We start from the raw sequence: 25,788 nt of genomic DNA, 5'->3' as shown, positions 1-25,788 counted from the left end.
TGCTGTTGCCAGAATACCGCGTCTTCACGTTGCCGAGAGATTCTTTCGCACAAAGACCCGAGTCAATATCAGAGTTTCGTTGCCGCAGACGTCGGCCTCTTGTTACCACTGATACAGCGATTCACTCGCTTGGGGGGACAGGCTGTTCCTGCGATTGTACTGACGGGCATCAGAGCGGTCGAGGAACGAATGTTGGCATCCGGATAAACCGGTTTGCTGATCTGCTGAGGGTCTTGGGGTAACCGAGGATCCGAGCCCTGTCTAAAGATAAGATTGCGAAGCGCAGGCCGCTTTTCGGGATATTCAGGTGCTGGATGTCACGAGTTTGGATTGTGCTGGCTTTCAGGGACAAACCCGCCAAACTTCTGCGGTTTGGCACAGGGTATCCTTTTGCGAGTGACATCGTGATCCGGGCGACCGGGGCTTAGTAATAAGGCCGACAGGCCAATAAAGAATGGGATGCGTGAGGCGCTTAATGACACAAGAGAAATGGGGACTACTGCGTAACAAACTGCTCAAGGCGATCGGAAAGAACAACTATACCACCTGGATCGAGCCTCTTGAATTCCAAGAGCTGCAGGACGGTGTAGCGGTGTTCTCGGTTCCGACGAACTTTATGGGCAATTATGTGAGCCAGAATTTTGCGGATCTTATCCTGTATGAGATGAACACCGCCGGAGAATCTGTACAGCGCCTTGCGTTCCGAGTGGCAGCGAACTCTCCGGTACGTCCTTCGAACGACGTGGCAACTGCGCCTGCCCGCGTTCAGGAGGCGCAAACGCAGACTTTATCCGCGACCGCGAATGATGCGTTGGAATCCCTGCAGGCGGCGCCGTTGGATTCTCGTTTCACGTTTGACAGCTTTGTGGTCGGCAAGCCCAACGAGCTGGCCCATGCCGCCGCGCGTCGTGTGTCCGAAGGTGGCCCCGTGACTTTTAACCCGCTGGTTCTGTATGGCGGTGTCGGCTTGGGTAAAACCCACCTGATGCATGCCATCGCCTGGGAACTAAAGACTAAACATCCCGAATTGAATGTTCTGTACCTGTCGGCGGAACAGTTCATGTACCGCTTTGTGCAGGCGCTGCGGGAACGCCGGATGATGGACTTCAAACACCTGTTCCGTTCGGTCGATGTGCTGATGGTTGATGACGTCCAGTTTATCGCTGGAAAGGATTCGACTCAGGAAGAGTTCTTTCACACGTTCAACGCGCTGGTAGACCAGAACAAACAGATCATCATCTCAGCCGACCGCGCCCCGGGCGAGATCAAGGACCTGGAGGACCGTGTGAAATCACGCCTGCAATGTGGTCTGGTCGTCGATCTGCATCCCACTGATTACGAACTGCGTCTGGGCATCTTGCAAACCAAGGTTCAGCAATACAGCCGCACCTATCCTGACGTGACTATCGTAGATGGGGTGCTGGAATTCCTGGCCCATCGCATCTCGACCAATGTGCGTGTTTTGGAAGGGGCCTTGACCCGGCTGTTTGCCTTTGCCTCGCTTGTCGGGCGCGAGATCGACATGGAGCTGACGCAGGATTGCCTGGCGGACGTGCTGCGCGCGTCAGAACGCAAGATTACCGTCGAAGAGATTCAGCGCAAAGTGTCAGAATATTACAATATCCGCCTTAGCGACATTATAGGCCCCAAGCGGTTGCGCTCCTATGCGCGCCCGCGTCAGGTGGCGATGTATCTGTGCAAACAGCTGACCAGCCGCTCTTTGCCCGAGATTGGCCGGCGGTTTGGCGGACGCGATCACACCACGGTCATGCATGGCGTCAAACGCATCGAAGAACTGAAGACAACCGATGGCCAAATCGCCGAAGACGTGGAAATGCTGCGTCGCGCGCTGGAAGCCTGAGTATCTTCTAGGCATTAAACAGGCGCCCCGGATCCTGATGGCCGGGGCGTTTTTTTGTGCGCAATAGTCCACGGTTGGCTATGAACTGTGACCGCAGGGTCACGCGCCTCTTGACCCTGCGGGCAAACCGACTCAGAAATCCATAAAAAATCCTTGTGCCTCAGGGCGGAGGCGCTAACGTGCCAGTCCCGCCCATTTTCGGCACGCAAGTCAGAGGAATTAAGGGTATGAAGATCAGCATCGAACGCGGCACCCTTCTCAAGGCCGTTTCCCAGGCCCAATCCGTCGTCGAACGACGCAACACGATCCCTATACTTGCTAATGTTCTGATCGAGGCCGAAGGCGATCAGGCCATGTTCCGCGCCACCGATCTGGATATCGAAGTGGTCGACAAGGCCCCTGCGCAGGTGGAAAAGGCCGGCGCCACCACGGTTGCCGCCACAACCCTGCACGAGATTGTGCGCAAACTGCCCGATGGCGCGTTGGTCACCCTGACCGCCGACAGTGCGGCGGGTCGCCTGACGGTTGAAGCCGGGCGATCGAACTTCTCTCTGGCGACTCTGCCGAAAGAAGATTTCCCGGTTATGGCCTCATCGGAATACCAGTCGAACTTTACGGCTTCGGCAGCATTGCTGCGCCGTTTGTTCGACAAATCGAAATTCGCCATCTCAACCGAAGAGACGCGGTACTATCTGAATGGCGTCTATATGCATGTTTCAGATGGCTCCGAAGGCGGCAAGGTGCTGCGCTGTGTGGCCACCGATGGTCACCGTCTGGCGCGCATTGACGCAGACCTTCCGGATGGGGCTGCGGATATGCCCGGCGTGATCGTGCCACGCAAAACCGTGGGTGAGATGCGCAAGCTGTTGGACGATGACGAGATGGATATCGCCGTTTCCGTCAGCGAAACCAAGGTGCGTTTCGCAACGCCGGATATCACGCTGACCTCGAAGGTGATCGACGGCACATTCCCCGACTACACACGGGTCATCCCGCAGGGCAACACACGGCAACTGGAAGTGGATGCGGCTGAGTTTGCGCAGGCCGTCGACCGGGTTGCGACGGTCTCGTCTGAACGTTCGCGCGCGGTCAAGCTGCAGCTGGATACGGATAAACTGGTTCTTTCGGTCAATGCCCCGGACAGCGGTGCCGCCGAAGAAGAGCTGGCCGTCGCTTATTCAGATGAACGGCTCGAGATCGGTTTCAACGCAAAATACCTGCTGGAGATTGCCTCTCAGGTGGATCGCGAAAACGCGGTGTTCCTGTTCAACTCCGCTGGTGATCCGACCTTGATGCGCGAAGGCAATGACCTGAGCGCGGTCTATGTGGTCATGCCGATGCGTGTCTGATCGGCTTTGGGGGCTGATCGCTGAGGAAAGAGAGGGGTCATGACCTTGGCCCTGACCGAACTGACGGTCTCGCATTTTCGCTCTCACAAACTGGCGCGCCTGTCGCTGGATGGCCGCCCGGTTGCCATTCACGGACCCAACGGCGCGGGTAAGACCAATATCCTTGAAGCTGTTTCGATGTTTTCACCCGGCCGTGGCATGCGGCGGGCCAGTGCTGCCGAGATGACGCGTCGCCCCGAGGCGCTGGGCTGGAAGCTATCCGGTCTGCTGCAAGCGCAGGGACAGCACTACGAGATCGAGACATGGTCCGAAGGCGGCGCAGCGCGGCAGGTTCGGATAGATGGCAAATCCGCCAGTCAGATCGATCTGGGCAAACTGGCGCGGGTCGTCTGGCTGATCCCGTCGATGGACCGGCTGTGGATTGAAGGCGCCGAGGGGCGGCGGCGGTTTCTGGATCGCATCGCGCTGAGCTTTGATCCCTCCCATGCCGAAGCATCGCTGATTTATGAAAAATCCATGCGCGAACGAAACCGGCTGCTGAAAGAGCAGGTGCGCGATGCCCATTGGTACGCGGCGCTGGAAGGGCAGATGGCCGAGACCGGACACCGCATTCATTTGGCACGAGTAGCCGCGCTGGATCATCTGCGTGCAGCACAGGACCAGGCCGAAACGGGTTTTCCATCGGCTGTTCTTGAACTGGTTCAAACCGAAGGCGCCATGCCGGAAACGGCGGATGATCTGCGTGAGGCGCTGAATGAAAGCCGCTTTCGCGATCTGGCGGCGGGGCGCACACTGGTCGGGCCACACCGGTCTGACCTGTACGGCGTCTTTGCCGCCAAGGGCGTTCCGGCCAAGGATTGCTCGACCGGTGAGCAAAAGGCGCTGCTGGTCTCGCTGATCCTGTCCAACGCGCGCGCTTTGGCCGGGATGATCGGGGCACCGCCGATTGTGTTGCTGGATGAGGTCGCGGCCCATCTGGATGCCGGGCGCCGCGCCGCGCTCTATGATGAGATTTGCGCGCTGGGCGCTCAGGCCTGGATGACGGGCACAGGGCCTGAGCTGTTTTCGGAATTAGGGGACCGGGCCCAGACCCTGGTTGTCACCGAAGGCGATGAGGGATCGGTCGTCGATTAGGCCGGTTCGCTGACCTTACGTTCCCACAAGAAGCCGCGCATTACTTCGTCAACTGGGGTCTGTGCCATGTGGTTGACGTAGTTCGACATGGTTTTCTGCGCCAGGCCCAGCACCACGTCCAACACGGCGCGGTGCGAATAGCCAGCGTCAAAGAAGGCTTGCAGCTGCGCCTCGGTGGGATTGCCACGGGTCTGCATCATCTGCAGCGTAAATGTCCGCAGCGCCTCGAGCTTGGCATTGGGCAGCGCGGTTTCGTTGCGCAGCGCTTCGGTGATGTCATCCGATACCTTCATCATCTTGGCGATGCCGGTATGGGCCGGCACGCAATAGTGGCACTCGTTCTCGACATTGATGGTCTGCCAGACGACGGTTTTTTCGTCATTGTCGAAATCGGTCTGCATGAAGAGACCGTGAAGAACCTGATAGCCTTCCAGATGCTGCGGGCTTTCGGCCATCACCTTATGCAGGCCGGGCAGGCGGCCAAACGCGGCCTGAGATTTTTCCAGCAAAGGTTTGGATGCTTCGGGCGCGGTGGTCAGGTCGTGGGATGGGAAATCGGCCATGTGGATGCTCCATTTTTTGATGTCTGAGTGGGAAATAGTCTTTCTTGAGTGATCACTCAAGTATATATTTGAGTGACCGTTCAAGAATTGGTGATGTCGATGCCCCGCAAACCTACCTATGACCGAGACGCGCTGATCGCCCGGGCCCGCGACATATTCTGGCGCCACGGCTGGGCCGGGACGTCGTTGAAGGATCTGGAGCGCGAGCTGAAGTTGAAACCGGGCAGCTTCTATGCGGCCTTTGGGTCGAAAGACGCGCTTTATGCGCTGGCGCTGGAACGCTACACGCAGGACGGAGTAGCGCGGCTGACAGCGCTGGCAGAAGACATCGGGCCGCTGGCCGCTTTAAAGACGCAGCCGCAGATTGTGATCGATTCCAGCCAAACGCCGGTGCAGGCCTGTATGCTCGCCAAGACCTTTGCCGAATTGCAGGCAAGGGATCACCAGCTAGCGCAGAAAGCCAGCCGGCATATGGCTGAGATGAAGCAATGTTTTGCAACGCTGTTTAGACAGGCGCAACAGGCCCGAGAGATCGGTCCTGACCACGATCCAGAGCGGCTTGCTGCGCGCTATCAATCCGACCTATTGGGCCTGCGATTGTCCGCTGAACGCAGAGACGTCGACGCCAAGGAAATCGCCGCAGATATCGCCGCAGACCTCGATCAGCTTTGATCGGCTGAAAATCCAAACTCTGGCACAAAATATTGGGGGATCGCGTGACATTCCCCACCAGAGAACGTATAAGTTACCAAAATAATATAGGTACTAACGGCATGTCCGAAGACGCACAGGCACCGCAAGAATACGGCGCGGATTCAATCAAGGTTCTCAAAGGCTTAGAGGCAGTTCGAAAGCGCCCAGGCATGTATATCGGCGACACCGATGATGGCTCGGGTCTGCACCATATGGTGTATGAGGTTGTCGACAACGGAATTGACGAAGCTCTGGCCGGTCATGCCGACCATGTGACAGTGAAAATTCACGCCGATTCCAGCGTCTCAGTCAGCGACAACGGTCGTGGAATTCCGGTGGATATCCATCACGAAGAAGGCGTGTCCGCCGCCGAGGTCATCATGACCCAGCTGCATGCGGGCGGTAAGTTCGACAGCAACTCGTACAAAGTGTCTGGTGGTCTGCACGGCGTGGGCGTTTCGGTTGTGAATGCGCTGTCCAACTGGTTGGAACTGCGCGTCTGGCGCAACGGAAAAGAACATGTCGCCCGGTTCGAAGGGGGCGAAACCGTCGAGCATCTGAAAGTGGTCGGCGAATGTGGCGACCGTACGGGGACCGAGGTGCGCTTTCTGGCCTCGACCGATACGTTCTCGAACCTCGAATACTCGTTCGAGACGCTGGAAAAGCGCCTGCGCGAGCTTGCCTTCCTGAATTCGGGTGTGCGGATCATCCTGGTCGACGAACGCCCCGCAGAACGGCTGGAAACTGAGCTGTTTTATGAGGGCGGCGTGAAGGAATTCGTCAAATACCTCGATCGATCAAAGTCGTCTGCCATGCCCGAGCCGATCTATATCAAGGGTGAGCGGGACGATATCGGTGTCGAAATCGCGATGTGGTGGAATGACAGCTATCACGAGTCAGTTCTTCCCTTTACCAACAACATCCCTCAGCGCGATGGCGGTACTCATATTGCGGGTTTCCGGGGTGCGCTGACCCGCACGATCAACAACTATGCCCAATCTAGCGGCATTGCGAAAAGGGAAAAGGTCAGCTTTACGGGCGATGACGCGCGCGAGGGCCTGACCTGCGTGTTGTCGGTCAAAGTACCGGATCCAAAGTTTTCCTCACAGACCAAAGACAAGCTGGTCAGTTCCGAGGTCCGCCCGGCGGTCGAAGGGATGGTGAACGAGAAGCTGGCTGAATGGTTTGAGGAAAACCCAAATGAAGCCAAAATCATCGTGGGCAAAATCATCGAGGCTGCTCTGGCCCGTGAAGCCGCACGAAAAGCCCGTGAACTGACCCGCCGCAAAACGGCGATGGATGTGAACTATCTGGCTGGCAAGCTGAAGGATTGTTCCGAGAAGGACCCGTCAAAGACCGAAGTTTTCCTGGTCGAGGGGGACTCGGCTGGTGGCTCGGCTCAGACGGGGCGGGATCGTTTGACACAGGCCGTGTTGCCGCTGCGTGGGAAAATCCTGAACGTGGAGCGTGCACGGTTCGACCGGATGCTGTCGAGCCAGGAAATCGGCAATCTGGTAATGGCGCTGGGCACGGGCATTGGCCGCGATGAGTTCAATATCGAAAAGCTGCGCTACCACAAGATCGTTATCATGACGGATGCGGATGTGGATGGTGCACATATCCGGACGCTGTTGTTGACCTTCTTCTTCCGGCAGATGCCAGAGCTGATCGAGGGCGGATACCTGTATATCGCGCAGCCGCCGCTTTATAAGGTCGCGCGCGGTAAGTCCGAGGTGTATCTGAAAGATCAGGCGGCATTGGATGACTACCTGATCAATCAGGGCGTCGAGGGTGCGGTGCTGAAACTGGGTTCGGGCGAGGAATTGTCCGGCCAGGACTTGGCGCGCGTGGTTGACGAAGCGCGCCAGCTGAAACGCGTTCTGGATGCATTCCCGACGCACTATCCGCGCCACATTTTGGAACAGGCCGCCGTGGCCGGTGCCTTTGTCCCCGGTGCGGTTGATGCCGATCTGCAAGGCGTGGCCGACAAGGTCGCAGCCCGTCTTGACCTGATCGCATTGGAATACGAACGTGGCTGGCAGGGTCGGATCACGCAGGATCACGGCATCCGCCTGGCTCGTATTCTGCGCGGCGTTGAAGAGGTGCGTACGCTGGACGGCCCGATGCTGCGCTCGGGCGAAGCGCGCAAGACCGGCAGCTTTACCCAAAGCCTGCAGGAGATCTATAACACATCCGCAACCCTGATCCGCCGCGACCGGTCGCAGGCCATCCACGGTCCGCTGGATCTGTTGCGTGCCATTCTGGAAGAGGGTGAAAAGGGCCTGTCCCTGCAGCGCTATAAGGGACTGGGCGAGATGAACCCAGATCAGCTGTGGGAAACCACGTTGGACCCGGATGCACGGACGCTGTTGCAGGTGCGGGTGAATGATATGCTCGAAGCTGATGACCTGTTTACTAAATTGATGGGTGATGTCGTGGAACCGCGCCGTGAATTCATACAGAAAAATGCTCTGAGCGTCGAAAATCTGGACTTCTGAATTTTTGTAGGGACGCGCACAAACCTGCACGAACCCCATAAGTTTGCATGATTTGCGCATTAGTTTGCGCGATTTCAACTCAGAAGTGCATAATGCCGACGCCATTTCTTCTATTGGGTGAGCCTTGAGTTCTAAACTTAAAGCAAGGATAGAGTTGCAGGTGTGTGCTTCCGGTGGGCTTTGCGCATTGGTGAGCGCAACAGACCACTAGGTTTATCCTACAGGTCTGTGGTCTCCTGACTTTAGAACCTGTTCCATCATGCGCATGAGAGCTTCGTGAAGACCTGATTTGAAATCGTCATCTGAGGCGTACTTCTTGTAAAGGTCGATTTCTCGCCGACGTTCGTTGCGCATTGCTTTTTCAAATAGTGCTTCACTGGCGATGCGTCGGTTTTGTTCGTCAGGGTTGGATACAACCTTGTTCTGAAATGCAGGGTCGCTCATTGCGTGGTTGAGGATGTTGATCAGCTTGATTCTTTGCTCCTCCGGTGTCGCATCCCAACCATTGAAATAGCGTTCGTTGAAGGCGGCTACGATCATGTCTAAAGGGTCTTTTTCTGGGTCATCGTGACCACCTCGGGGATTTGGATTTGGCGGAACAATCTCACTGCCAGAGTCATCCAGGCCGATAGTATGACCAATCTTCACCCGTTCCAGACCGTAGGTAGTTAGATCGACACTCTCCATGAGACCATCAATTTCATCCTGATCTTTGTCTTTGACCTTCATTTCAGGGATGAGGAACTTCAGGAACCAGTGCAACATCTCCCAGTCCGCATTTTCAAACGGGATGATGCAGGCCACCTGGGCGTAGATTTTCACGAACTGTTTGGCCTTGATCTTGATGTCGATCTTCTCGTCATCTTCAAGTTCATCAAACCGGCCAGCCGCAGTATCAAGGATCGGCGATAACTGATCCGCCTCGACACCCTCAAAGAATAATTCATTGAACTGAACGACTTCGTCCCACTCATAGATGCCCGTGTCATCAAGGTGATCCTTCAGATCATGCAGGACGTTCACGTCGGTCGGCTGGCTCAAGGCCGTTGAGGTGTAGAACGGATCGAACGCATCCTTGATGTCCTCAACCGTGTTGTGGAAATCGAGGATGAAGGTCTCTTCCTTACCCAGCTTTTTGTTGGACCGGTTGAGCCGTGACAGGGCCTGTACCGCCAATACGCCCTGCAATTTCTTGTCCACATACATGGTGGTGAGCATCGGCTCATCAAAGCCCGTCAGGAACTTGTTGGCCACGACAAGGATGCGGTACTCGTCGTCTTTGAACTTTTTGGCGATATCGTTGCCTGGGAAGCCGTTCAGGCTGTCCTCAGTGTGCTCCACGCCATCCACCAGCTTCTTGCCGGTAAAGGCCACCACGGCCTTGTAGGGGCTCCCTGCGGCATTCAGGGCCTCTCTGATCGCCAGGAAGTACCGAATGGCAGACTCGATGTTGCGGGTGACCACCATGGCCCGTGCCTTGCCCTTCAGCTTCTTGGGCCGAACCACGTTGTCGCGGAAATGGTCGAGCATAATCGCAGCTTTGGTCTTGATCGTGTCAGGATGTGCCTCGACATAGGCCCGCAGCTTCCCTTGGGCTTTCTTGGTGTTGAACTCCGGGTTGTCCTCGATGGATTTCTGAAGCTCATAGTAGCTCTTGTAGGTTGTGTAGTTCTTCAGCACATCGAGGATGAACTGTTCCTCAATTGCCTGCTTCATCGAATACAGATGGAACGGTACGAACTTTCCCTCGGCGTTCTGCCGACCAAATCGTTCCAGGGTGGTGTTCTTAGGTGTAGCCGTGAAGGCAAAAAACGAGGCATTGTTGCCCATCTTCCGGCGGGCCATGGCCACCAGGATTTTGTCTTGCAGGTCTTCTGGCTCTTCCTCGTCACCACCACCGCTGATTGCTTCGTTCATCTTGTCAGCGGCACTCCCGGATTGGGAGGAATGGGCCTCGTCGATGATCACCGCGAACTTACGGTCGGAGAGATCGGCGATGCCATCTAAAATCCAAGGGAATTTCTGGATCGTGGTGATGATCAGCTTCTTGCCGTTCTCTAGCGCTTTTTTCAACTCAGCCGAGTCGTAGGCGTGGGCGACGACGTTCTTCACCTCTGAGAACGCCCGGATGTTGTCCTTCAACTGCTTGTCCAGTACCCGCCGGTCTGTGACGACAATCACGCTATCGAAGATGTTGGCAGTGCCATCGGCATTATAGGTCTCGATCAACTGATACCCGAGCCAGGTGATGGAGTTCGACTTACCCGATCCCGCAGAGTGCTGGATCAGATACCGCTGACCAACGCCATTGGATTTCACATCGTTCAGCACCTGCCGCACCACGTCCAACTGGTGGTAACGAGGGAAGAAGAGGGTCTTGGTCTTCTTGCCGGTCTCCTTGTTCTCTTCTTCCACCATCTTAGCAAAGTGCTCGATGATGTTGGTGAGGGATCGCTTCTCCAGCACCTCTTCCCAAAGGTATGCGGTCTTGTGGCCCGTTGGGTTGATCGGGTTGCCCTTGCCGTGGCCATCACCTTTGTTGAACGGCAGGAAGAATGTGCTCTTACCTGCCAGCTTGGTGGCCATCGACACATCATGGGTATCCACGGCGAAATGCACCAGACAGCGACCAAATTCGAACAGCGGCTCACGGTGGTGATCCTCCCCTCTGAAGTGGCCCGCCGTTATGGTTAAGAAAATGGAGGAACGACATGGCGAACAAGCGACCGAAGCCGGAAGAGATTGTCTCGAAGTTGCGGCAGGTTGAGATATTGATGGGGCAAGGCATGTCCCGTCTGGATGCGATCCGGCAGATTGGTGTTGTTGAACAGACCTATTATCGCTGGAAGAAGAAGTACGGCGGAATGGGTGCGGATCAATTGAAGGAACTTAAGCGCCTTCAAAAAGAGAATGAGCGTCTTCGAAAGGCCGTCTCGGATCTTACCCTGGACAAACTGATCCTGACGGAGGCGGCCAAGGGAAACTACTGAGCCCCGCCCGTCGCCGTGCCTGCATCAACCATGTGCGCCACAAACTGCGTGTCTCAGAACGCCGGGCGTGTCGCGTCCTGAAACAGCACCGATCCACACAGCGAAAGCTGCCGAAAGGTCGAGCTGACGAGAAGCGCCTGGTGGCGGACATGATAGAATTGGCCCGCCAGTATGGCCGCTACGGTTATCGCCGGATCGCGGCTTTGCTGAGAGATGCGGGCTGGCAGGTGAATGACAAGCGCGTCGAAAGGCTTTGGCGTCGGGAGGGGCTGAAAGTGCCAATGAAACAACCAAAGAAGGGGCGGCTCTGGTTAAATGATGGATCGTGTGTTCGGCTGCGGCCGGAGCATCGAAACCACGTCTGGAGCTATGACTTCGTGCATTGTCGAACGGATGACGGAAAGGCATTCCGCACGCTCAACGTCATTGATGAGTACAGCCGGGAGTGCTTGGCGATCCGTGTGGACCGCAAGCTGAACTCCAGCGATGTCATCGACGTGCTGAGTGACCTGTTCATCATGCGCGGTGTGCCAAGCTACATTCGCTCCGACAATGGCCCTGAGTTCATTGCCGTGGCGGTGCAAGACTGGATCAATGCAGTTGGAGCAAAGACCGCATACATCGAGCCAGGCAGCCCATGGGAGAACGGTTACTGTGAAAGTTTCAATGCGCGGTTCAGAGATGAGTTCCTGAATGGAGAAGTCTTCTACTGTCTAAGAGAAGCGCAGATTTTGATCGAAGAATGGAGGAAACACTACAACACAAAACGCCCGCACAGTGCTCTGGGATATAAACCGCCGGCCCCGGAAACCATCGTTCAAATGGACCAAAGGCCGGTCATGCACTAACAATCAAATTGGACCACACAAGTGGGGCTGATCACACTGGTGATGTCGTTCAATCTCGTGGAGATTTCTTCGGTACTGTGGTCAACAAAGCGTCACGGATAACGACCGTTGGTGCGGCAGGCGAGATACTCGTGTCAGATGCGACTCGCGCCATGGTCGGAGGACGAACCGATTTCTCATTTTCTGAAATAGAGCCGAGACTCCTGAAAGGTCTACGCGGTCACCACGTCTTATATCGGCTGGAGTGGCAAGATTGAGTATTGCGGCTGCTCTAACGCCGACAAACCACACAGATACCCAGCAGAGCAAAGTCGCAAAACGTCTTTTGCTACGCAGCACGCCTCACATCGCCAGCAATTCCCGATGAATTGCGACCATCGCCCAGGTGTCGCGCGTGCAATACGCCACAAGATCAGCATATACCTTCTCGCGCGCTGGATCATCCGGTTCCGTCAGTGTTACGTCCTTCCAAAGGCGAGACGCGCTCGCCCCCTCTTTGATGTCCAGATCATCGTATGAAAGTTCTGGCAAAAACGCTGGAAGAACGGCCTTGATAGAGGCGCTTCCCTTGAACGCGGGATCGTTGATCACTTCATCCGCAAACGGCTTCATAAGATCTACAACGCGGGCGTTTAGGCCTTTCAGGAACTCTGCATGCTCTGGATAAGTTTCCGCCATTTCCGTATTGCGCGATTTCTCGAACGGAGCATACCAAACCACTACAGAGCCAACGTTTCCTATGTCCTCACGAAGCCTTTTCAGCAAGGCTGGCATTGGGTTACTGGCGTCTCGGTGGAGATACTCCCTGTGCTCAATTTCTCCGCCAGGCTCATGCTGGATATGCAAGGAATACTGGAAAGCCACTTGCTGATAGGGACGCGTTCCGTCCCAGGGTGGCAGCAAACTCTGAGATGTCTCGTAGTCAAAATAGTGAACCGGATAGACAATCTCGCTCAGAAACCTGCTTAACTCCTGATGATCGATTGTGCGTTCACCGTTCGCCACTGTTCTCAAGTAGCGCTGTGTCGACTTGCCCAACACAGATGGATCACTGATCTCGTCAATCTTTGTGATCCCATTTGCGATGAGTTCCGAGGCTTTTTCCGCATTCATGAACGGAAGGCGGTGGATACTGTCATGCGCGAGAGGTGGGTCGAATTTTTCGCGGATCTCCAGCCATTCACCATAGGATTTAAGGCGCGCACGTTCGGGGGACGGATCAGGCATCGTACCGCTGGCAACGACGCTCAATGCCTGATCGATAAGCGTGCGTGTTTTTTCGAGCTGCTCAGTCACCGCATCCGTGATGTCAGTGATGCCGACAAGCTCTTGCGGATTGATTTCGCCGTTTCTGACGTAATCACGGTTCACATGTGCAACTTCGCAGCGCGTAATGGGGAACCCGGCCGCCTCAAGCACGACACGCTGGAATGCGAGATCAAAAGTGTGCTCGGGTTTTGCAGAAGTCCCGCTCTTGATCTCTGTCAGAACGTACCCATCATCACTGCGGCTCACGATGTCGGAGATGCAAGTTATGGTTCCATCTTCATAGCGTCCCTGCGCCACTGCGTTTGCACCGTTTCTCCAAGCCTCCAAAGTACGCGCGGGCAGAGCCTGGTATTCTGAAAAATCTGAAAAACCGAGGCGAACGAGATCACCAAAAAGCTCCTCTGCATATGGTTCAAAGGCGTGCCCCTCGTCAAAGCGTGCTTGCAACGAAGGGTCAATTGGCGGCAACAGATGCCTGGCATGCTTCTTGATCCAGAGCCAGGCAGGGTGCCTGAGAAACAACATGTAGTCTGATTTGGATAGCATCGTGTAATTTGCATTCCAGAATTTGTGAAACCAGTGGAAGACCATCATGGTCAGCTATTGAGAGTAACTTTTCTTTGGTGCAGTCGGCGTTACCACTCTACCAAAGCCTCATGTAAATCGTACCGATAGCTCGGCGTCCATCACGCCACCAAAACCAGCTGACCATTCTTCACCTGGAGACACTGGCCATGCGTCTGTCAATGTGCCAGTTGTGACTAGCTCGCCTCCCTGAAGCTGGTCGTCTTTGAAAAGCAGAGACACAAGATGAGCCAGGACTTTAATTGGGCCGCCGAGCGCGTTTTCACCCTTGCCGGCCTCGATAGCCTCGGTGCCCTTGAACAACGCTAGTGGCACTTCGGCCAAGCCGGTCAAGATATCATGCGTCGCCTCGATTTTGTCGCCAAGAACAAGGCAGCCGTGCAACCCTTGTGCTGCGATTGAGTCTTCGACCGAGAATTTCCAGTTTGGATAAATCGATTGGACGATTTCAAATCCTGGAGCGACCCACTCCACGCAACCTGCCAACTGCTCATCGTTCATTTCAGCCGTCGGTGTATGTCTAAGGCCGAGTACGATTTCTGGTTCAATCCTCGGTTCTGAATACCTTGCCAAGTTTACCGGCTGATCAGTCGAAAACAGCCCATCTGCGTGGACCTCTCCCCAAATGGGTTGATCCACACCGTAAACAGGCCAAATCGTGCGGTTCGTGAAGCCGACTTTTCTGCCAACTCTTTCTTTGTCCAGAATCTCGCGGACACGACTAGCAATCGAATAAGCGTCATCCAGCGATAGCTGTCCTGCCTCTGAAGACAGTTTAGGTATCTGCTGGGCAGAGGTCAGGGCATCAGCAATTGTCTGAGCGTTAGATTCAATATCTCTTGTCATATTCGCATTATACGCTCCGACGGCTGGATTGCGATGCAAGCGAGGTTTTGAAGGGCCATCGTCGGAAACTCAAAGGCTTGCAATGAAAGTGTGGATATGCCTCATTAACCTTCTGAGAGATGACAACCTTCGGTTGATGTCTATTCTTCAACTTAACCTTGGTTGGAAACCAGCTTCCCACTCGGAAGAATTCCTCTAAGGCTTCAAGATGTGCCTGGCGCTACTGCCGCTTTCGTTTGACCGAGATAATGCATCCGGAATGCTTCGGGTGCCGTGCTGGTACATCACGAGCCATCGCATCCACATTTCCAAGGTGTCGTAGTGCCCCGCTGTTCAGCAACACGCCGCGCCCGGCATCATACCGACGTTGCCCAAATCCGCTGGCAACGCATTCCCAGTCTTCCTTGGCCGCCGCGTTGCGGAATCTCGGTAGGTCGTGCGGATCATGCCGCCCAGGTGTTGCTGCGACGTGATCGTGTTTCTTCGCATTGCTTTGGTGGGTTATATGGTGGGTCACTTGAGTTGTTCCAGGTCGCTGGACAGTACCGGTCGTCGGCCTCGGCTTGGGGCGCATGATTGTCACGACGCCTTGTGGTTTCGGATGCCCTGGGACGGCCACGTGAGTTGCCGTAGGTTTTGGTGTCAACTGTGGAACCTGGCCAGGAACCGCCGTGGGAACCTGATTGGGGGTTGCTGTTGGGACAAGCGGTGGCGTCGCTGTTGTACCGCTGGGTTGCGGAACACGGCCGGGCACTGCGACCGGAATTTGGTTTGGTGTTGCAGTCGGGACGAGCGGTGGCACAGCAGTTTGACCGGTGGGCTGAGGCGGGACCTGACCAGGAACTGCGACTGGTATTTGGTTTGGTGTCGCGGTGGGCACAAGTGGCGGCACCGCTGTTGGGCCGGTAGGTTGAGGCGGAACCTGGCCAGGGATAGCTATCGGAACTTGATTGGGAGTTGCAGTCGGAACTTGCGGCGGCACCGCGGTAGGCCCGGTAGCCAATGGCGGAACCTGATTTGGAACGGCTGTCGGAACCCGGTTTGGAGTCGCATTTGGAGTCAAAGGCGGAGCTAGGGTCGGCGCTACTACCGGCGTGGGAACCTGACCGGGAACCGCTATTGGTGTCGCGATAGGAACCTGACCGGGAATTGCGTTCGGAACCGCGCCCGGCGCAAGGACTGGAACAGTAACGGATGTGGGCGTTTGCTGGGTTCCCTTAGGCGGCAACTGATTTGCTACCGGCTGAGTTGGGCCGGTAATTTGATTACCTGTTCCTTGCCCACCGGCCTGCCCGCATCCTTGGCTTGACTGGTGAGGATTCCCCACGCCACGGCACCACCCGTACTGATTTCCGCCGGCAACGACCTGTGTAGCGGCCAGTTCTGCAATCAAACAAGCTGTTGTAAGTAACGCAATTCTGTTCAGTTTCATAACATCCTCACCAACTTGTTGTCAGAGCAAGATACGCGCCTGGGTCGCCCGAGTCGGTCAGAGGACCGTCTCTCAAAGGGACGCCAACGTATCCGGATAGGAATAAGTTTCGCTTAAACTCGATGTCCAGCCCCAACCCGGTCGATGCCAGTGTTGCACTTCCCACTTCGAAACTGGCGGGATCATTATTCGAGATGTAACCAACGTCGAAAAAAGCGAAGGGCGTCAGACGATTTACGCTCTGCGAGCTTGGGAAATAGGAGTGAGATACTTCGAAGATTGCTGAGATCCCTGAATCACCATCCACTTCGTCAAAGCGGTATCCACGCAACGCATAACGATCACCAAGGAAGTACTCTTCGACAGAGGGTAACCGGTCTGTTGTGTACTGACCCCAGATCTCTGTCCGCCAAGCTGTGTTGGGCGATAAGCCCGGTAGGGGGCTTTCATATCCGATGCCGCCCCTCAAATGCCAGAACGAAGAGTCCCCGTCATCAAAATTCGCGTCTGTCGTGTCGTTGTCATTGTCACCAAAAGATAAGGTTAGCCCCGCTTCCAGAGCTTGTCCCTTTGGATAGTTTTGCCCGTAAAGATATGTAAGGCCAACGACACTCGCGTCACTGGATAGTGGAACGCCACCACTGACTGAATCCGCTTTTGAAAGGCGATAGTCCAGCAGAAGATATCCATAACGGGCCACATCGCGGATCACGGGGTAACCCATCGCGACTGTGAAGTTCTCGCCGTCAATATCTGTTCTCGCAAAGTCCCCTGAGAGGTCACGTTTTGCGTTTATGTTCCCGTAGAAGATCTCACCGTACAGACCATTGCTGTTCAGCGGCGTGCGATAGGTAAGAGCGCCCCATAAAGAGTGCTCATCGTCTTTGTCCCAATTGTAATTGCCTGATCCCTCAAATCGCAGCATATCCCCGACGGTCAGCGTTGAATAAAACTCTTGCACGACATAGAAGCTTAGCGCTTCTCCAAGCTCACGCGGAGGGTTGTCGAGTGTCGCACTACCGGCTTGTTTTCGCAGTGGCTCTCCCAATACTCTCAGCCGAGCACCAGCCTGATCCGGGTAATCAAGTTCGGTCGACAACTCCAAGTCAGGTATGTCCTCGGCTAGCATAACCGCCCGCTCAAATCGTTTCAGCGTTATGGGATAGGAGGTGGTGAGGGGCTGAAAAATCTTCTCTAGGGTTTGGAACGTGCGCGTATCTACACCTTCAATTTCGATGGTTTGAATACGCCCTTCATCAACAATTATGCTCTGCCCATCGGGGCCGGGCCAGGCCTCAGCCAAGAAGTAACCGTCTTCTCGGTAGATCTGCGTGATCGTTGATGCGACATCCACTGCTGTGATGCGCCCTGACCGATCAAAAGCCAACTGACCGGCAAACGTTAACAGCTCATCCGTATCATATACCGTTACGCCGCTGACAGAGTGCTGTGATGCGATGTCCCAGGTTTGGGCAATGCTGTATTTTGGAACTGCAACAAAGGCCACTAAAGTGCAAATGATCGCAATTACAACCGAATTGGATACGGGCATTATCGATAACCTTAAGGTGACTGAGCATGTTGAAGCCCAACGTTATTACATGGTTCGCATGTGTGAACCTGACGCTATTCGAATATATTGATGGGTGATGTTTTTTAGAAACATATCGAACAGAGCGCAGATTTACTTAATATGCTGCACATAAGACGGCACTCATTTACACAACCCCGCTTTTCAACCACGCAGAGTAGAGAACTAGTAGGACGGTCCTCACAACTCCGGTTGCTCAAAAACATAAAGCCGCGATTTCTTGGCATCATCTGTCAGGATATAGAGAAGCCCTCTGATCTCATCGAGAGCGATCCCTTCGGGATGTTTAACTTCTTTTTGTTTTCCATCTTCTGTGAACGTCAAACTGATAGACTTTACGGACTTGGATTCTGGATTGTAGATGAAGATCTGACGGCCTTTGTCACTCACAATCCAAAGAGAACGCGAGGACCGGGACCATGCCAGGCCGCTCAAATCCAGTTCATCATCATCTACACGCTCGGAGATAAAACCTGCATCGCGGGCTAAAGGAATGATCTCAATAATTTCGTCTAGCTCTGGCGATAACACCATTAACAACCTTGGTTGTCCCTCAATGCCAACGAAGACCCGCCCGGATTCCGGGTCAACGGCGATACCTTCGGGTCCCTTATTCAAAGGGTTGCCGACGAGTAATTCAGCGGCGGTCGGGTAACCTTTAAGAGATGCGAGAGGTATTGTCGTCAGTTGAATGGGGTCAGTTGGGTGAACGACTAGGATTGATCGGTCAGTTTCTTGAAGCACCAAAACAGACCCATCTTTTCGAGGTGCAACACCCTCCAAATCTGATCCTGCCAATGCTGGCAACTTGAAAGAGTTTCCTAATACCCCGTCGACTCCGAGTAGGTGTAGTTTAGGTTCGGCATCACTTACAGACCACAAGAAGCCTTCAGTGTTAGACATTGCCAAACCGGAAGGCTCTGAAAATCCCTCTGATTTGTCTGCCACCTTGAATTTATCGACCAGAACCAAACCAGCACTTTCGGCGTAGGCAAAATCGGTCCAAGGCAAGAAGGCTGCCGCAACCAAGCTGGCCGTAAAAGCGAGTCGTCTAAGTTTGCAGAAACACCGTGAAATTGTAGGTTTTGACGGAAACACTTTGTTTTCTGCCATTCAATTTTCTCGCGCTTGGACCATATCCTTGTATCAGCGTTCGTATCACAGTCCGGACGCGATGTCCGAAGAATGCACGGTAATCTCTTTACCTGATCCCGCCTGTTGCGATTGAATTGAATAGGGCACGATGTGCCTTTGGTGAAGCGTAAGCCTTTGGCGTGAGCAGGAAGGAAGACAAGTTGAATACGACCCTCACATTTGTGACCGTGTTGTTGATGCTGCTGTTGCCAGGTGCTGCGGTGTCACAAGTCGACCCTGCGACGATGCTGGCCGGGGCTTCGGAATCGGAAATTCTCATCGAACGCCAGTGGACGCAGTTTCGTGGCAAACAGGAACTGTATTTCTTTACTCTCGATGTGATCGTCACGATCATTCTGGCTGGCTTGATCGTCTATCATCCGGTGAGACGTAAAGCCCGTAGAAGTGTCAGCGATATCGTCATGCCGCGACTGTTCTTCCTTTATGCGCTTGTCGGCATGGCGGTTGGCTTTCTGGTCGTACAGCACGGATCGATGATCGGGTTCGTGATTTTTGGAATAGGAGCTCTGTTAAGGTTCCGATCAAATATGGATGACCCGGTCGACACGGTGGAAATGATTATAGTCACCGTGCTTGGGCTGGCGGTAGGGCTGGGCTTACCCTTGATGGCCACACTGGTGGCGGTTGTATGTTGGTGTTTCATTTGGCTCGGAGGGCGAAACAAGGGCGTGGAAGTTTCGCTCAAGGCTTCGGATGAAGAACACTCATTGAAAGTCAGCCGAGACATTGAAGCCATGGCCGCAGACGCTGGCTGGAAGCTTGTCAGAAAACACCACGTCCCAGGAAAATCTCGCGTTTCGTTGCTTTTCATCACCTCGGGAGGACTTTCAGAAGCCCGGATAGAAGAGATGGTAAACGATCTGGTCCCAGAAAAAGTCGAACTGAAACTCAACCTCTAGTCATTTCACAAGGTCTAATCGTTTCAAAACAGCATTCGGAGATCTGATCTCTTTCGGGAGCGACTTGAAGTTTACCGACCTTTCGAAATCAGGCCCTCGATATACTGCTATCCCAAACTCTCCGTTCGGCTGGAACTTAACATGAGTGAAGCTGTGAGGTGATCTGGCGCTATCGCCAATAAGCCGACGCGGACCACCTCCCAAACAAGCTTGAGAGACGTAGGCCACACCGTCTTTCCAACCGGGATAGAAGGCATGATGGTGGCCTGACAGGTGCAGAACGACACCGCTTTCCAGGTAGATTTTCTCAAGTGTTGAGTCACCGATGATTTCGCGTTCGCGCTGGATCGCGAAGGGCCAAAGCGGAAGATGACTGAAAGTCACAATCGGGTCTCCATTTGCACCCAGTTCCACAAGTCGGTCCTGTTGATCACCGGATAGCGGCCCTAAGGTCGTAGCATCCAAAGATGCAAACGTTACGCCCTGCATCTCAAACGCGTAGAAGAACGGGTAGTCATCCGAAACCAGGAAGTCGACGTCTGGTTTTCTTGGTTCCCATTCTTCTGCGTATATTTTTCTTTCACGCTCGAACCCACGGTACGCAGAGGCATCATGGTTCCCAGGCGTGACCGCAAATGGAATGCCGGCAGCCTCTAAAGGGTCTGATACGGCCTCGTGAAACGCCTTCCACATCTCCCTGACCTGTTTGTCGGATAAGTTGGGGATGCGCTGTCCCGCAACCATATCTCCGGTCGAAATAACCAAATCGGGATCAATCTCGACTATCCGCTCAATCGCTTTGTCGACGCGGGCATCGTATCTTACCGAACCATAGCTTCCGTTCAGATCCGATATGACGATAACATCCAATGCCACCGCTTTGCAGGCGATCAGAGCGGTCCAAATGAACGCCGTAAAAAGGGTGGAAAGCTTACGGGGCATTACAGTCCACTGCCTCTACCTCGGTGTCGTTTCTCAAAAAGAATGCGACAGGATCCAAGTCGAACATTAAATCACCATTAGAACAATTGTCCTGGAGAATGGACGTTGCCAGCTCGGTGTTTTTCACAACTTGGGCAATCTGACTGTCTGACAACCCAAAGCTTTGCGACAACCAGCCGTAGACGGGACCTTGAGATTGAAGATCATTATTCAAAGCAACCAAGCGCCGGTAGGTGCTTGGAGAGAAGTGCCGCATTTTCTCCAGCATTTGAGTAGATTTCGCGAAGTTGGCATACTCGACCCGCCCCCCAGCATCGTTGTCGTTTAGATTGCTTCGACGGATCAAAAGCGCGTGGGCAGGAACATCTCCATCCTTTGGCTGATGGTGCTTCGCTTTCTTATGCTTCAGCTTTCCGTCTTCGACCCAATACCAATAGGGTGTGAAGTCTATGTTTCCTACGCGGTCCTGCTGGCTAAAGATGAAGTCGAGGAGAACAATTTCGGAGAGTTCTTGCATCCAAAATGCCATCTGTTGGTCGCTGACATCGGGACCGAGATCCTTGTTGATCATCCGGTCTTTTCTGCCTTCTCCGACGCCCTCTGCGATTGCCTCTGACAATGGTTTTGAAGACCGCAAAGCCAAGAAAGCGGGGGTTTCCTGAAAATCGCGGTTCTGACCTTTCCCCCAACCAGATTTACGGGTGCCGTTGATTTCCGAGCCGTATCGATGCCCAGGGCTATCAAGCAGCACACCATATATTTGCGTTCGATCTGCGGTGAACAGATCGTCGGTTGGCTGGTATGAGTTCGGGTCAGCATCCGCAGCTGCGAAGACCCGCCAGCCTTCGTGGTTCATGCGCCCGCCATGAGAGCCACCAGAAATCGCAAGGCCAGGCTCGGCGACCTCTGAAAAATGCGCCTGGGCGTCCATGCTACGCCAAACGGCGACTGGAACTTTGACAGTCGCGTCGAAATATCTGGAGAAATGATAGTAAAGCAGTGAAGACGTGGAAAACGTTCCACTGGTGCCTTTTTGGTTCATGGTGGACTTGAATTTAGCCACCCTGTCCATGGCCAGATCTTTTGCTGCCTTCCCCTCTTTGCAAGCGTTTCTCTCGAATTCAGAACGGTTCCCCATGTAAGGTCCTTCCGAAATATTGTAGACGGCCATTCCTGGGCTGGTGCTCCAGGTTTTCGGGCAAATGGCAATTTCGGAGGCATAGAAATCGATCTCGCAATAGGCAGTTTCTTCTTCAAGATCGCTGTTCTTGTACTCGCCCGTTGGAACTTTTTCGATCCGAATACAGCGTTCCATAACACCATTGGGACTATCAAATGTCGTGGCTTCACCTAGAACATCGTCGTTCGCCCACAAGACAGTGGGTGCAATGAGAGCAAGTGACCCCAGAAGATTGAACTTCATTTGGATAGTCCTCCCGGTATCATTTAGGGCAAATCGCTGCCTGTTGTTCGGTGGAGATTTTCAACTTGGGGTCAACACTAAAGTTGGAGAATTTTGAGTCGATCCACTGGTCGCACCCGCCTGAACATGGGGCCCCGTTTCGGGCATCATTCCAATATTCCTTGGCCCTTTCTTCTGTCCAACCGCAAAACTGAACGAGCGCCATCGCCGACAATGCACCTGAGGAATGAACCCCCCACATACAGTGCACCAGAACAGGGCCCTTTCCAGGGTTTTCAATCACCTCGTGTATGGACGCCATGACAGCACCGGGTCGGGAGGATCTGGCGCTTTGATAGTCAAGGGACCCGTTTCCACAACTGGTGCGACCGTATTCGGTGTTTTTGCCAAAGTCGGCATAAAAACCGGTTGAAAACCCTTCATTGCACAGAGTTTCGCGTTGACCTTCACTCAGGCCAGTTCGATCCTTGTCGCCGCCCTTGAAACCGGATCGATACAACACTCCGCTTAAGACTGGGCGAAAGAAAGCGACACCATCAACGCCTCCGTCACCCCCCTTTGAAAGCATTTGACTGTTGGTTGGACCGCCATTTCGACTGGTCACGTCAGAGTTCGCAGCGGTTGCGAGAAAACCAATGAATATGAGGGACGCAAAAAACCGCATGCCAACTCCTTTCTATTCTTGAACCTCTGATGCCCAAACCTTTGCGACCTGATAGTCTCTCGGAAAGGCTAATTCACGACGACCATATCAAGTGGGCAGTTAGCTTTCCGCTGTGGAACTTTAAATAGGCCACACCAGATTGATGATAACGACGACCACGAAGTAGGCTAGAAAAACTTTCCAATTCCATTGGTGCTTGTTTTCTTCGTTGATCACGCCAGCCGATTTCAATGCCAGGTTAGTGATGATCAAGGCGACTACGATGACCGCCGCGTGTGCCAGGTCGAAATGCAAGTTTGAGCTCCTTCTTCAAGATTTGGGATTGATGGAAATTTGTCAGCAGTCACCTGATGGCAGCATAGCTACTTCTGAGTACCTTCCCTCAGACGTCGTAATCCGAGCACATGCACCAGTATCCTTGTTAAACCAGTACGAGGTCAGACCTTCGCTTCGGATGAGTTCAAATCCGAGACTTTGGATGCCCATTTCAGCTTGGCCCGCTCTTGCCCCTTCAAATGACGAAAGATCGCTAGAGCTGCCCACAGTTGGTGCACTTGCATCCACTGATCCGCCACTGTCGTCGCATGCTGCAAGCGCGGTAGTACACGCCGTGCCGATCACCAATAGGACCTTGGGTTTCATCTGTTTTTCCCTCTCTTTTTATACTTGCGTTCCAGGGTTTCTGATTGATCACCTATTCAATTCCGAAAATGACGTTGTAGTCGACGGAAGAGTTGCTGCGATTGATAACCTCCACAACATGATCACCAGATTGCCAAAGCTGTCCTCGATACTCCTTGTCCGCCGACATCAATCCCAACAGTTCAGAACCATCGGGGTTGCGAATAACGTAGTCCAAGGAGCCATTTCGCGGAGCAACGCGAACGTAAAGGAACTGTTCGCTTTTGGCACCGAGAACATATTGCTGTGACGCTCCGGGCGCGAGTTCACCAACGAGTTCGGCGCCGGTGGAACCACCATCGAATTTGACACGTTGGCTACCGGTAGAACCGGCCGCGCCTGCCACTGCTCCACCGCCATCATCCATCGCCTCGACAACCGCCATCTCGCCGATGTTTCCATCCTTGTACGCGATGCAGCGCCAAAGTGTTCCACCTGCGTCTCGCAGCATGACGAGCGTACCCGCCTCTGAGAACTCTGAGCTTTCAATCGTTCCGGATTGACCGTCTGGTCCACCAACCTGCCGCAAGTGGTCGATACAAGCGTCATCGGCTTCTGACATTGCAAGAGCAGCTGTGCCCGAAAATACAAACATGGGTGTGAGGAGTTTTAGTAAACTGAGTTTCATCAGATGGTCCCCTGTTGGTTAATCCTTACAGTTTTGTTCCGTGCAAAGCGGAACCTCACTTCGTTTCTCGTAACTTTGACAGAAACTCGTCGCATGCCTGTGCGCTGCCGACGATCTCGCCTGTCGTTTCAATTCCTTGCAGAGATGCCATCTCGGAATTTACGCGATTGAGGATTTGATCCGCTTGCTCGGCGGTGATCAGGTTCTCGGCTTGTGCTCCTTTCAATGTGGTGCAAACACCGGCGGACAAGCCTGTCGCAACGCCGACACCTATCGCGGCACCGCCACCCATGGTCATCGCCCCAACCACGCCGAGGGCGAGCCCGATCACGATACCCAAGATCACTTTTCCCAAGTTTTCCTCCCTTTTGGTGAGAAAGAGTTCAGCCTTCACTGCTGGCGCAAACCGCGTGCCCACCTGCAAATCAAAACCAGCGCCAACAGGTTGAGCACCGGTGCAATCGCCGCGAACCATGGTTTGGCCGACTCAAAGACCAAGTCCGCTACAAGTATCCAAGGTAGTCCCAACGGCAAAAGGAACACCCCGGACAAAGGGTCTCTTTCTTGCCCCAGCCAACCAAATGTACCCGTCAAGAATGCAAACAAGGCCAGCAGGTAAAGGATGGCGAATACGATGGTGGTTATTCTACAAACCAAGTCGAACTATCCGAAGAGTGAGCCAGTGCTGCGTAGCCGTATTCAGCTACGCACCAAACAGGTCACAATGCGCCTTCGTCGCCAAGGAACTCGATACCAGCTGTCGCGCCATCACTGTAAGCAATGCAATTCCAAGGAGCACGATCCTCGCCAACGCCGACTGTGACCTGTGTTCCCGCCTCGCTAAACGCGGATGAGAGCACCACGACTTGCGAATTGTTCGTCGTGTTGGCTACATCTCGCAAACACGCCTGCTGAGCCGGCGTGAGCTCGGCGGACGCGCTTGATGTACTCGTGTCGTCGCAGGCCGCAAGCAGTGCGAAACATGTCGCGCCTGCAATCATCACCATCTTGTTAGACATTTTCTTCTCCCTCTGGTTCCCTTGAAATTAGTGAAATTGGATGGGCTTGTTTGAAGTTCTCACGTCAGAGCAGGCTATGGAACATACTTCGGCCCTGTAACTTCCCTTCCCAACAACTTGTCGCGGGGGGGGCGGAGCGATATTTCTTTGACAACCGAAACCGCCGACAGCGTGTGAAGGCTTAATGACGACACTGGCAAAAGCTCGAGCGAATTCTGGAAATAGGGCGAGTACGTTTAGTCTGAGCATCGCGTCCTCCCAGCGCTCAATCATTGTAAAGTGCCTTCCGACCGCCAGCACTCACTCCAGCAGTCGGAAGGGCTCGGCACAGCGAGCAGCAACGACAACAACCGAGGTAAAATAAAGTTGTGTCGAATTCGCATGTTTGAATCTAATTTTTAATAAATCAATATTTTTTCCGCGCGCAAAATTCACTACGCTCCCGTACGATAGGCTTCTGCTTTCAAACAAAAAGGTAAGTGGGAGTCCCCAGAGGGGAGAGTGTGTTCTCCTGAGCGGCGAAATGTTTTGAGGCCGCACAGAAACTGAGAAAGGATTGAAAGATGGGATTCGGTGAAGCCGTTAAAACGTGTTTCTCGAAATACTTCCAGTTCTCCGGGCGGGCTATACGCTCAGAATACTGGTGGTTCTTCTTGTTTGTGGTTGTCGTGAGTGCTGGTTTAGCTGTGCTGGATACGATCATATTCGGGACCAACCC

The 25,788-nt window shown here is 54.0% G+C and carries 23 protein-coding genes; 10 read left to right on the top strand and 13 right to left on the bottom strand.

Annotation, left to right across the window (positions count from 1 at the left end):
* Positions 1-475 precede the first annotated feature (475 nt).
* The 3 genes from dnaA to recF all read left to right on the top strand — a co-directional run bounded on the left by dnaA (position 476) and on the right by recF (position 4,344).
* Positions 476-1,861 carry a chromosomal replication initiator protein DnaA gene (gene dnaA, locus AC2FHW_RS15020; protein WP_142638224.1) on the top strand — a complete coding sequence of 462 codons (1,386 nt, stop codon included), beginning with the start codon at positions 476-478 and terminating at the stop codon, positions 1,859-1,861.
* A gap of 227 nt (positions 1,862-2,088) precedes the next feature.
* The gene (dnaN, locus tag AC2FHW_RS15015) at positions 2,089-3,210 is read left to right on the top strand and encodes a DNA polymerase III subunit beta (RefSeq protein WP_271950744.1); all 1,122 of its coding nucleotides are present in this window, start codon (positions 2,089-2,091) and stop codon (positions 3,208-3,210) included.
* Between the two features lie 39 nt (positions 3,211-3,249).
* Entirely contained in the window at positions 3,250-4,344 is a 1,095-nt protein-coding gene (gene recF, locus AC2FHW_RS15010; protein WP_496814135.1) for a DNA replication/repair protein RecF, read from the top strand.
* Here the strand turns inward: recF and AC2FHW_RS15005 are convergent.
* The gene (locus tag AC2FHW_RS15005) at positions 4,341-4,907 is read right to left on the bottom strand and encodes a carboxymuconolactone decarboxylase family protein (protein ID WP_496678606.1); all 567 of its coding nucleotides are present in this window, start codon (positions 4,905-4,907) and stop codon (positions 4,341-4,343) included. The two genes, recF and AC2FHW_RS15005, sit on opposite strands and share 4 nt — an antisense overlap.
* A gap of 99 nt (positions 4,908-5,006) precedes the next feature.
* Here AC2FHW_RS15005 and AC2FHW_RS15000 point away from each other — a divergent pair, with 99 nt between their 5' ends.
* Both AC2FHW_RS15000 and gyrB read left to right on the top strand, forming a co-directional pair.
* Entirely contained in the window at positions 5,007-5,579 is a 573-nt protein-coding gene (locus tag AC2FHW_RS15000; RefSeq protein WP_496822187.1) for a TetR/AcrR family transcriptional regulator, read from the top strand.
* 101 nt (positions 5,580-5,680) lie between these two features.
* A complete protein-coding gene (gyrB, locus tag AC2FHW_RS14995) occupies positions 5,681-8,098 on the top strand; it encodes a DNA topoisomerase (ATP-hydrolyzing) subunit B (RefSeq protein ID WP_142638216.1) in 2,418 nt (805 codons plus the stop codon).
* A 213-nt stretch (positions 8,099-8,311) separates the two neighbouring features.
* Here the strand turns inward: gyrB and AC2FHW_RS14990 are convergent, their stop codons facing one another.
* A complete protein-coding gene (locus AC2FHW_RS14990; RefSeq protein WP_496822155.1) occupies positions 8,312-10,684 on the bottom strand; it encodes a type I restriction endonuclease subunit R in 2,373 nt (790 codons plus the stop codon).
* A gap of 125 nt (positions 10,685-10,809) precedes the next feature.
* On the opposite strand from AC2FHW_RS14990, the gene AC2FHW_RS14985 reads away from it, so the two are divergent.
* Together AC2FHW_RS14985 and AC2FHW_RS14980 are read left to right on the top strand one after the other, a co-directional pair.
* Positions 10,810-11,936 (top strand): IS3 family transposase gene (locus AC2FHW_RS14985; protein ID WP_271952870.1). Its coding sequence is split into 2 segments (ribosomal slippage): positions 10,810-11,074 and positions 11,074-11,936, totalling 1,128 coding nucleotides; the frame shifts between segments, so codons are not numbered across the junction.
* A gap of 8 nt (positions 11,937-11,944) precedes the next feature.
* Complete coding sequence (locus tag AC2FHW_RS14980; RefSeq protein WP_496822154.1) at positions 11,945-12,193, top strand: adenylate/guanylate cyclase domain-containing protein; 249 nt, start codon at positions 11,945-11,947, stop codon at positions 12,191-12,193.
* Between the two features lie 85 nt (positions 12,194-12,278).
* Here the strand turns inward: AC2FHW_RS14980 and AC2FHW_RS14975 are convergent, their stop codons facing one another.
* The 3 genes from AC2FHW_RS14975 to AC2FHW_RS14965 form a co-directional block, all read right to left on the bottom strand.
* Entirely contained in the window at positions 12,279-13,799 is a 1,521-nt protein-coding gene (locus AC2FHW_RS14975; RefSeq protein ID WP_496822152.1) for a DUF2779 domain-containing protein, read from the bottom strand.
* 60 nt (positions 13,800-13,859) lie between these two features.
* Positions 13,860-14,636: a 2-keto-4-pentenoate hydratase gene (locus tag AC2FHW_RS14970; RefSeq protein WP_271952844.1), complete on the bottom strand. Its 777-nt coding sequence runs from the start codon at positions 14,634-14,636 to the stop codon at positions 13,860-13,862.
* Positions 14,637-14,856: 220 nt separating this feature from the next.
* Positions 14,857-15,153 carry a hypothetical protein gene (locus AC2FHW_RS14965; RefSeq protein WP_282121536.1) on the bottom strand — a complete coding sequence of 99 codons (297 nt, stop codon included), beginning with the start codon at positions 15,151-15,153 and terminating at the stop codon, positions 14,857-14,859.
* 122 nt (positions 15,154-15,275) lie between these two features.
* Between AC2FHW_RS14965 and AC2FHW_RS14960 the strand changes: the two genes are divergently transcribed.
* Entirely contained in the window at positions 15,276-15,545 is a 270-nt protein-coding gene (locus tag AC2FHW_RS14960) for a hypothetical protein (RefSeq protein ID WP_496821280.1), read from the top strand.
* A 530-nt stretch (positions 15,546-16,075) separates the two neighbouring features.
* Here AC2FHW_RS14960 and AC2FHW_RS14955 read toward each other — a convergent pair.
* A complete protein-coding gene (locus tag AC2FHW_RS14955; protein WP_142638997.1) occupies positions 16,076-17,620 on the bottom strand; it encodes a ShlB/FhaC/HecB family hemolysin secretion/activation protein in 1,545 nt (514 codons plus the stop codon).
* A gap of 219 nt (positions 17,621-17,839) precedes the next feature.
* Complete coding sequence (locus AC2FHW_RS14950; RefSeq protein WP_142639638.1) at positions 17,840-18,772, bottom strand: SdiA-regulated domain-containing protein; 933 nt, start codon at positions 18,770-18,772, stop codon at positions 17,840-17,842.
* A gap of 182 nt (positions 18,773-18,954) precedes the next feature.
* On the opposite strand from AC2FHW_RS14950, the gene AC2FHW_RS14945 reads away from it, so the two are divergent.
* Positions 18,955-19,713 carry a DUF4956 domain-containing protein gene (locus tag AC2FHW_RS14945; protein WP_271952813.1) on the top strand — a complete coding sequence of 253 codons (759 nt, stop codon included), beginning with the start codon at positions 18,955-18,957 and terminating at the stop codon, positions 19,711-19,713.
* Here AC2FHW_RS14945 and AC2FHW_RS14940 read toward each other — a convergent pair whose 3' ends face one another.
* The 6 genes from AC2FHW_RS14940 to AC2FHW_RS14915 form a co-directional block, all read right to left on the bottom strand.
* The gene (locus AC2FHW_RS14940) at positions 19,714-20,655 is read right to left on the bottom strand and encodes a metallophosphoesterase family protein (protein WP_271952812.1); all 942 of its coding nucleotides are present in this window, start codon (positions 20,653-20,655) and stop codon (positions 19,714-19,716) included.
* A complete protein-coding gene (locus AC2FHW_RS14935) occupies positions 20,645-22,078 on the bottom strand; it encodes a hypothetical protein (RefSeq protein WP_281973660.1) in 1,434 nt (477 codons plus the stop codon). The genes AC2FHW_RS14940 and AC2FHW_RS14935 overlap by 11 nt, the downstream gene beginning before the upstream one ends.
* A gap of 784 nt (positions 22,079-22,862) precedes the next feature.
* On the bottom strand, positions 22,863-23,036 hold the full coding sequence (locus AC2FHW_RS14930) for a hypothetical protein (RefSeq protein ID WP_170355752.1): 174 nt from the start codon (positions 23,034-23,036) through the stop codon (positions 22,863-22,865).
* A gap of 400 nt (positions 23,037-23,436) precedes the next feature.
* Entirely contained in the window at positions 23,437-24,051 is a 615-nt protein-coding gene (locus AC2FHW_RS14925) for a hypothetical protein (RefSeq protein ID WP_271952807.1), read from the bottom strand.
* Between the two features lie 55 nt (positions 24,052-24,106).
* Positions 24,107-24,526 (bottom strand): hypothetical protein, encoded by a 420-nt coding sequence (locus AC2FHW_RS14920; RefSeq protein WP_271952805.1) that lies wholly within the window; start codon positions 24,524-24,526, stop codon positions 24,107-24,109.
* 244 nt (positions 24,527-24,770) lie between these two features.
* Positions 24,771-25,070, bottom strand: a complete 300-nt coding sequence (locus AC2FHW_RS14915; protein WP_170337109.1) for a hypothetical protein — start codon at positions 25,068-25,070, stop codon at positions 24,771-24,773.
* 563 nt (positions 25,071-25,633) lie between these two features.
* Between AC2FHW_RS14915 and AC2FHW_RS14910 the strand changes: the two genes are divergently transcribed.
* Positions 25,634-25,788, top strand: a 155-nt coding sequence (locus tag AC2FHW_RS14910) for a DUF805 domain-containing protein (RefSeq protein WP_496822186.1), incomplete at its 3' end; no start/stop codon positions are given.

It is taken from the genome of Ruegeria sp. YTSA108 (assembly GCF_059610185.1).
The sequence above is the reverse complement of the archived record's forward strand: the minus strand, read 5'-3'. Positions and strand labels throughout refer to the sequence as shown.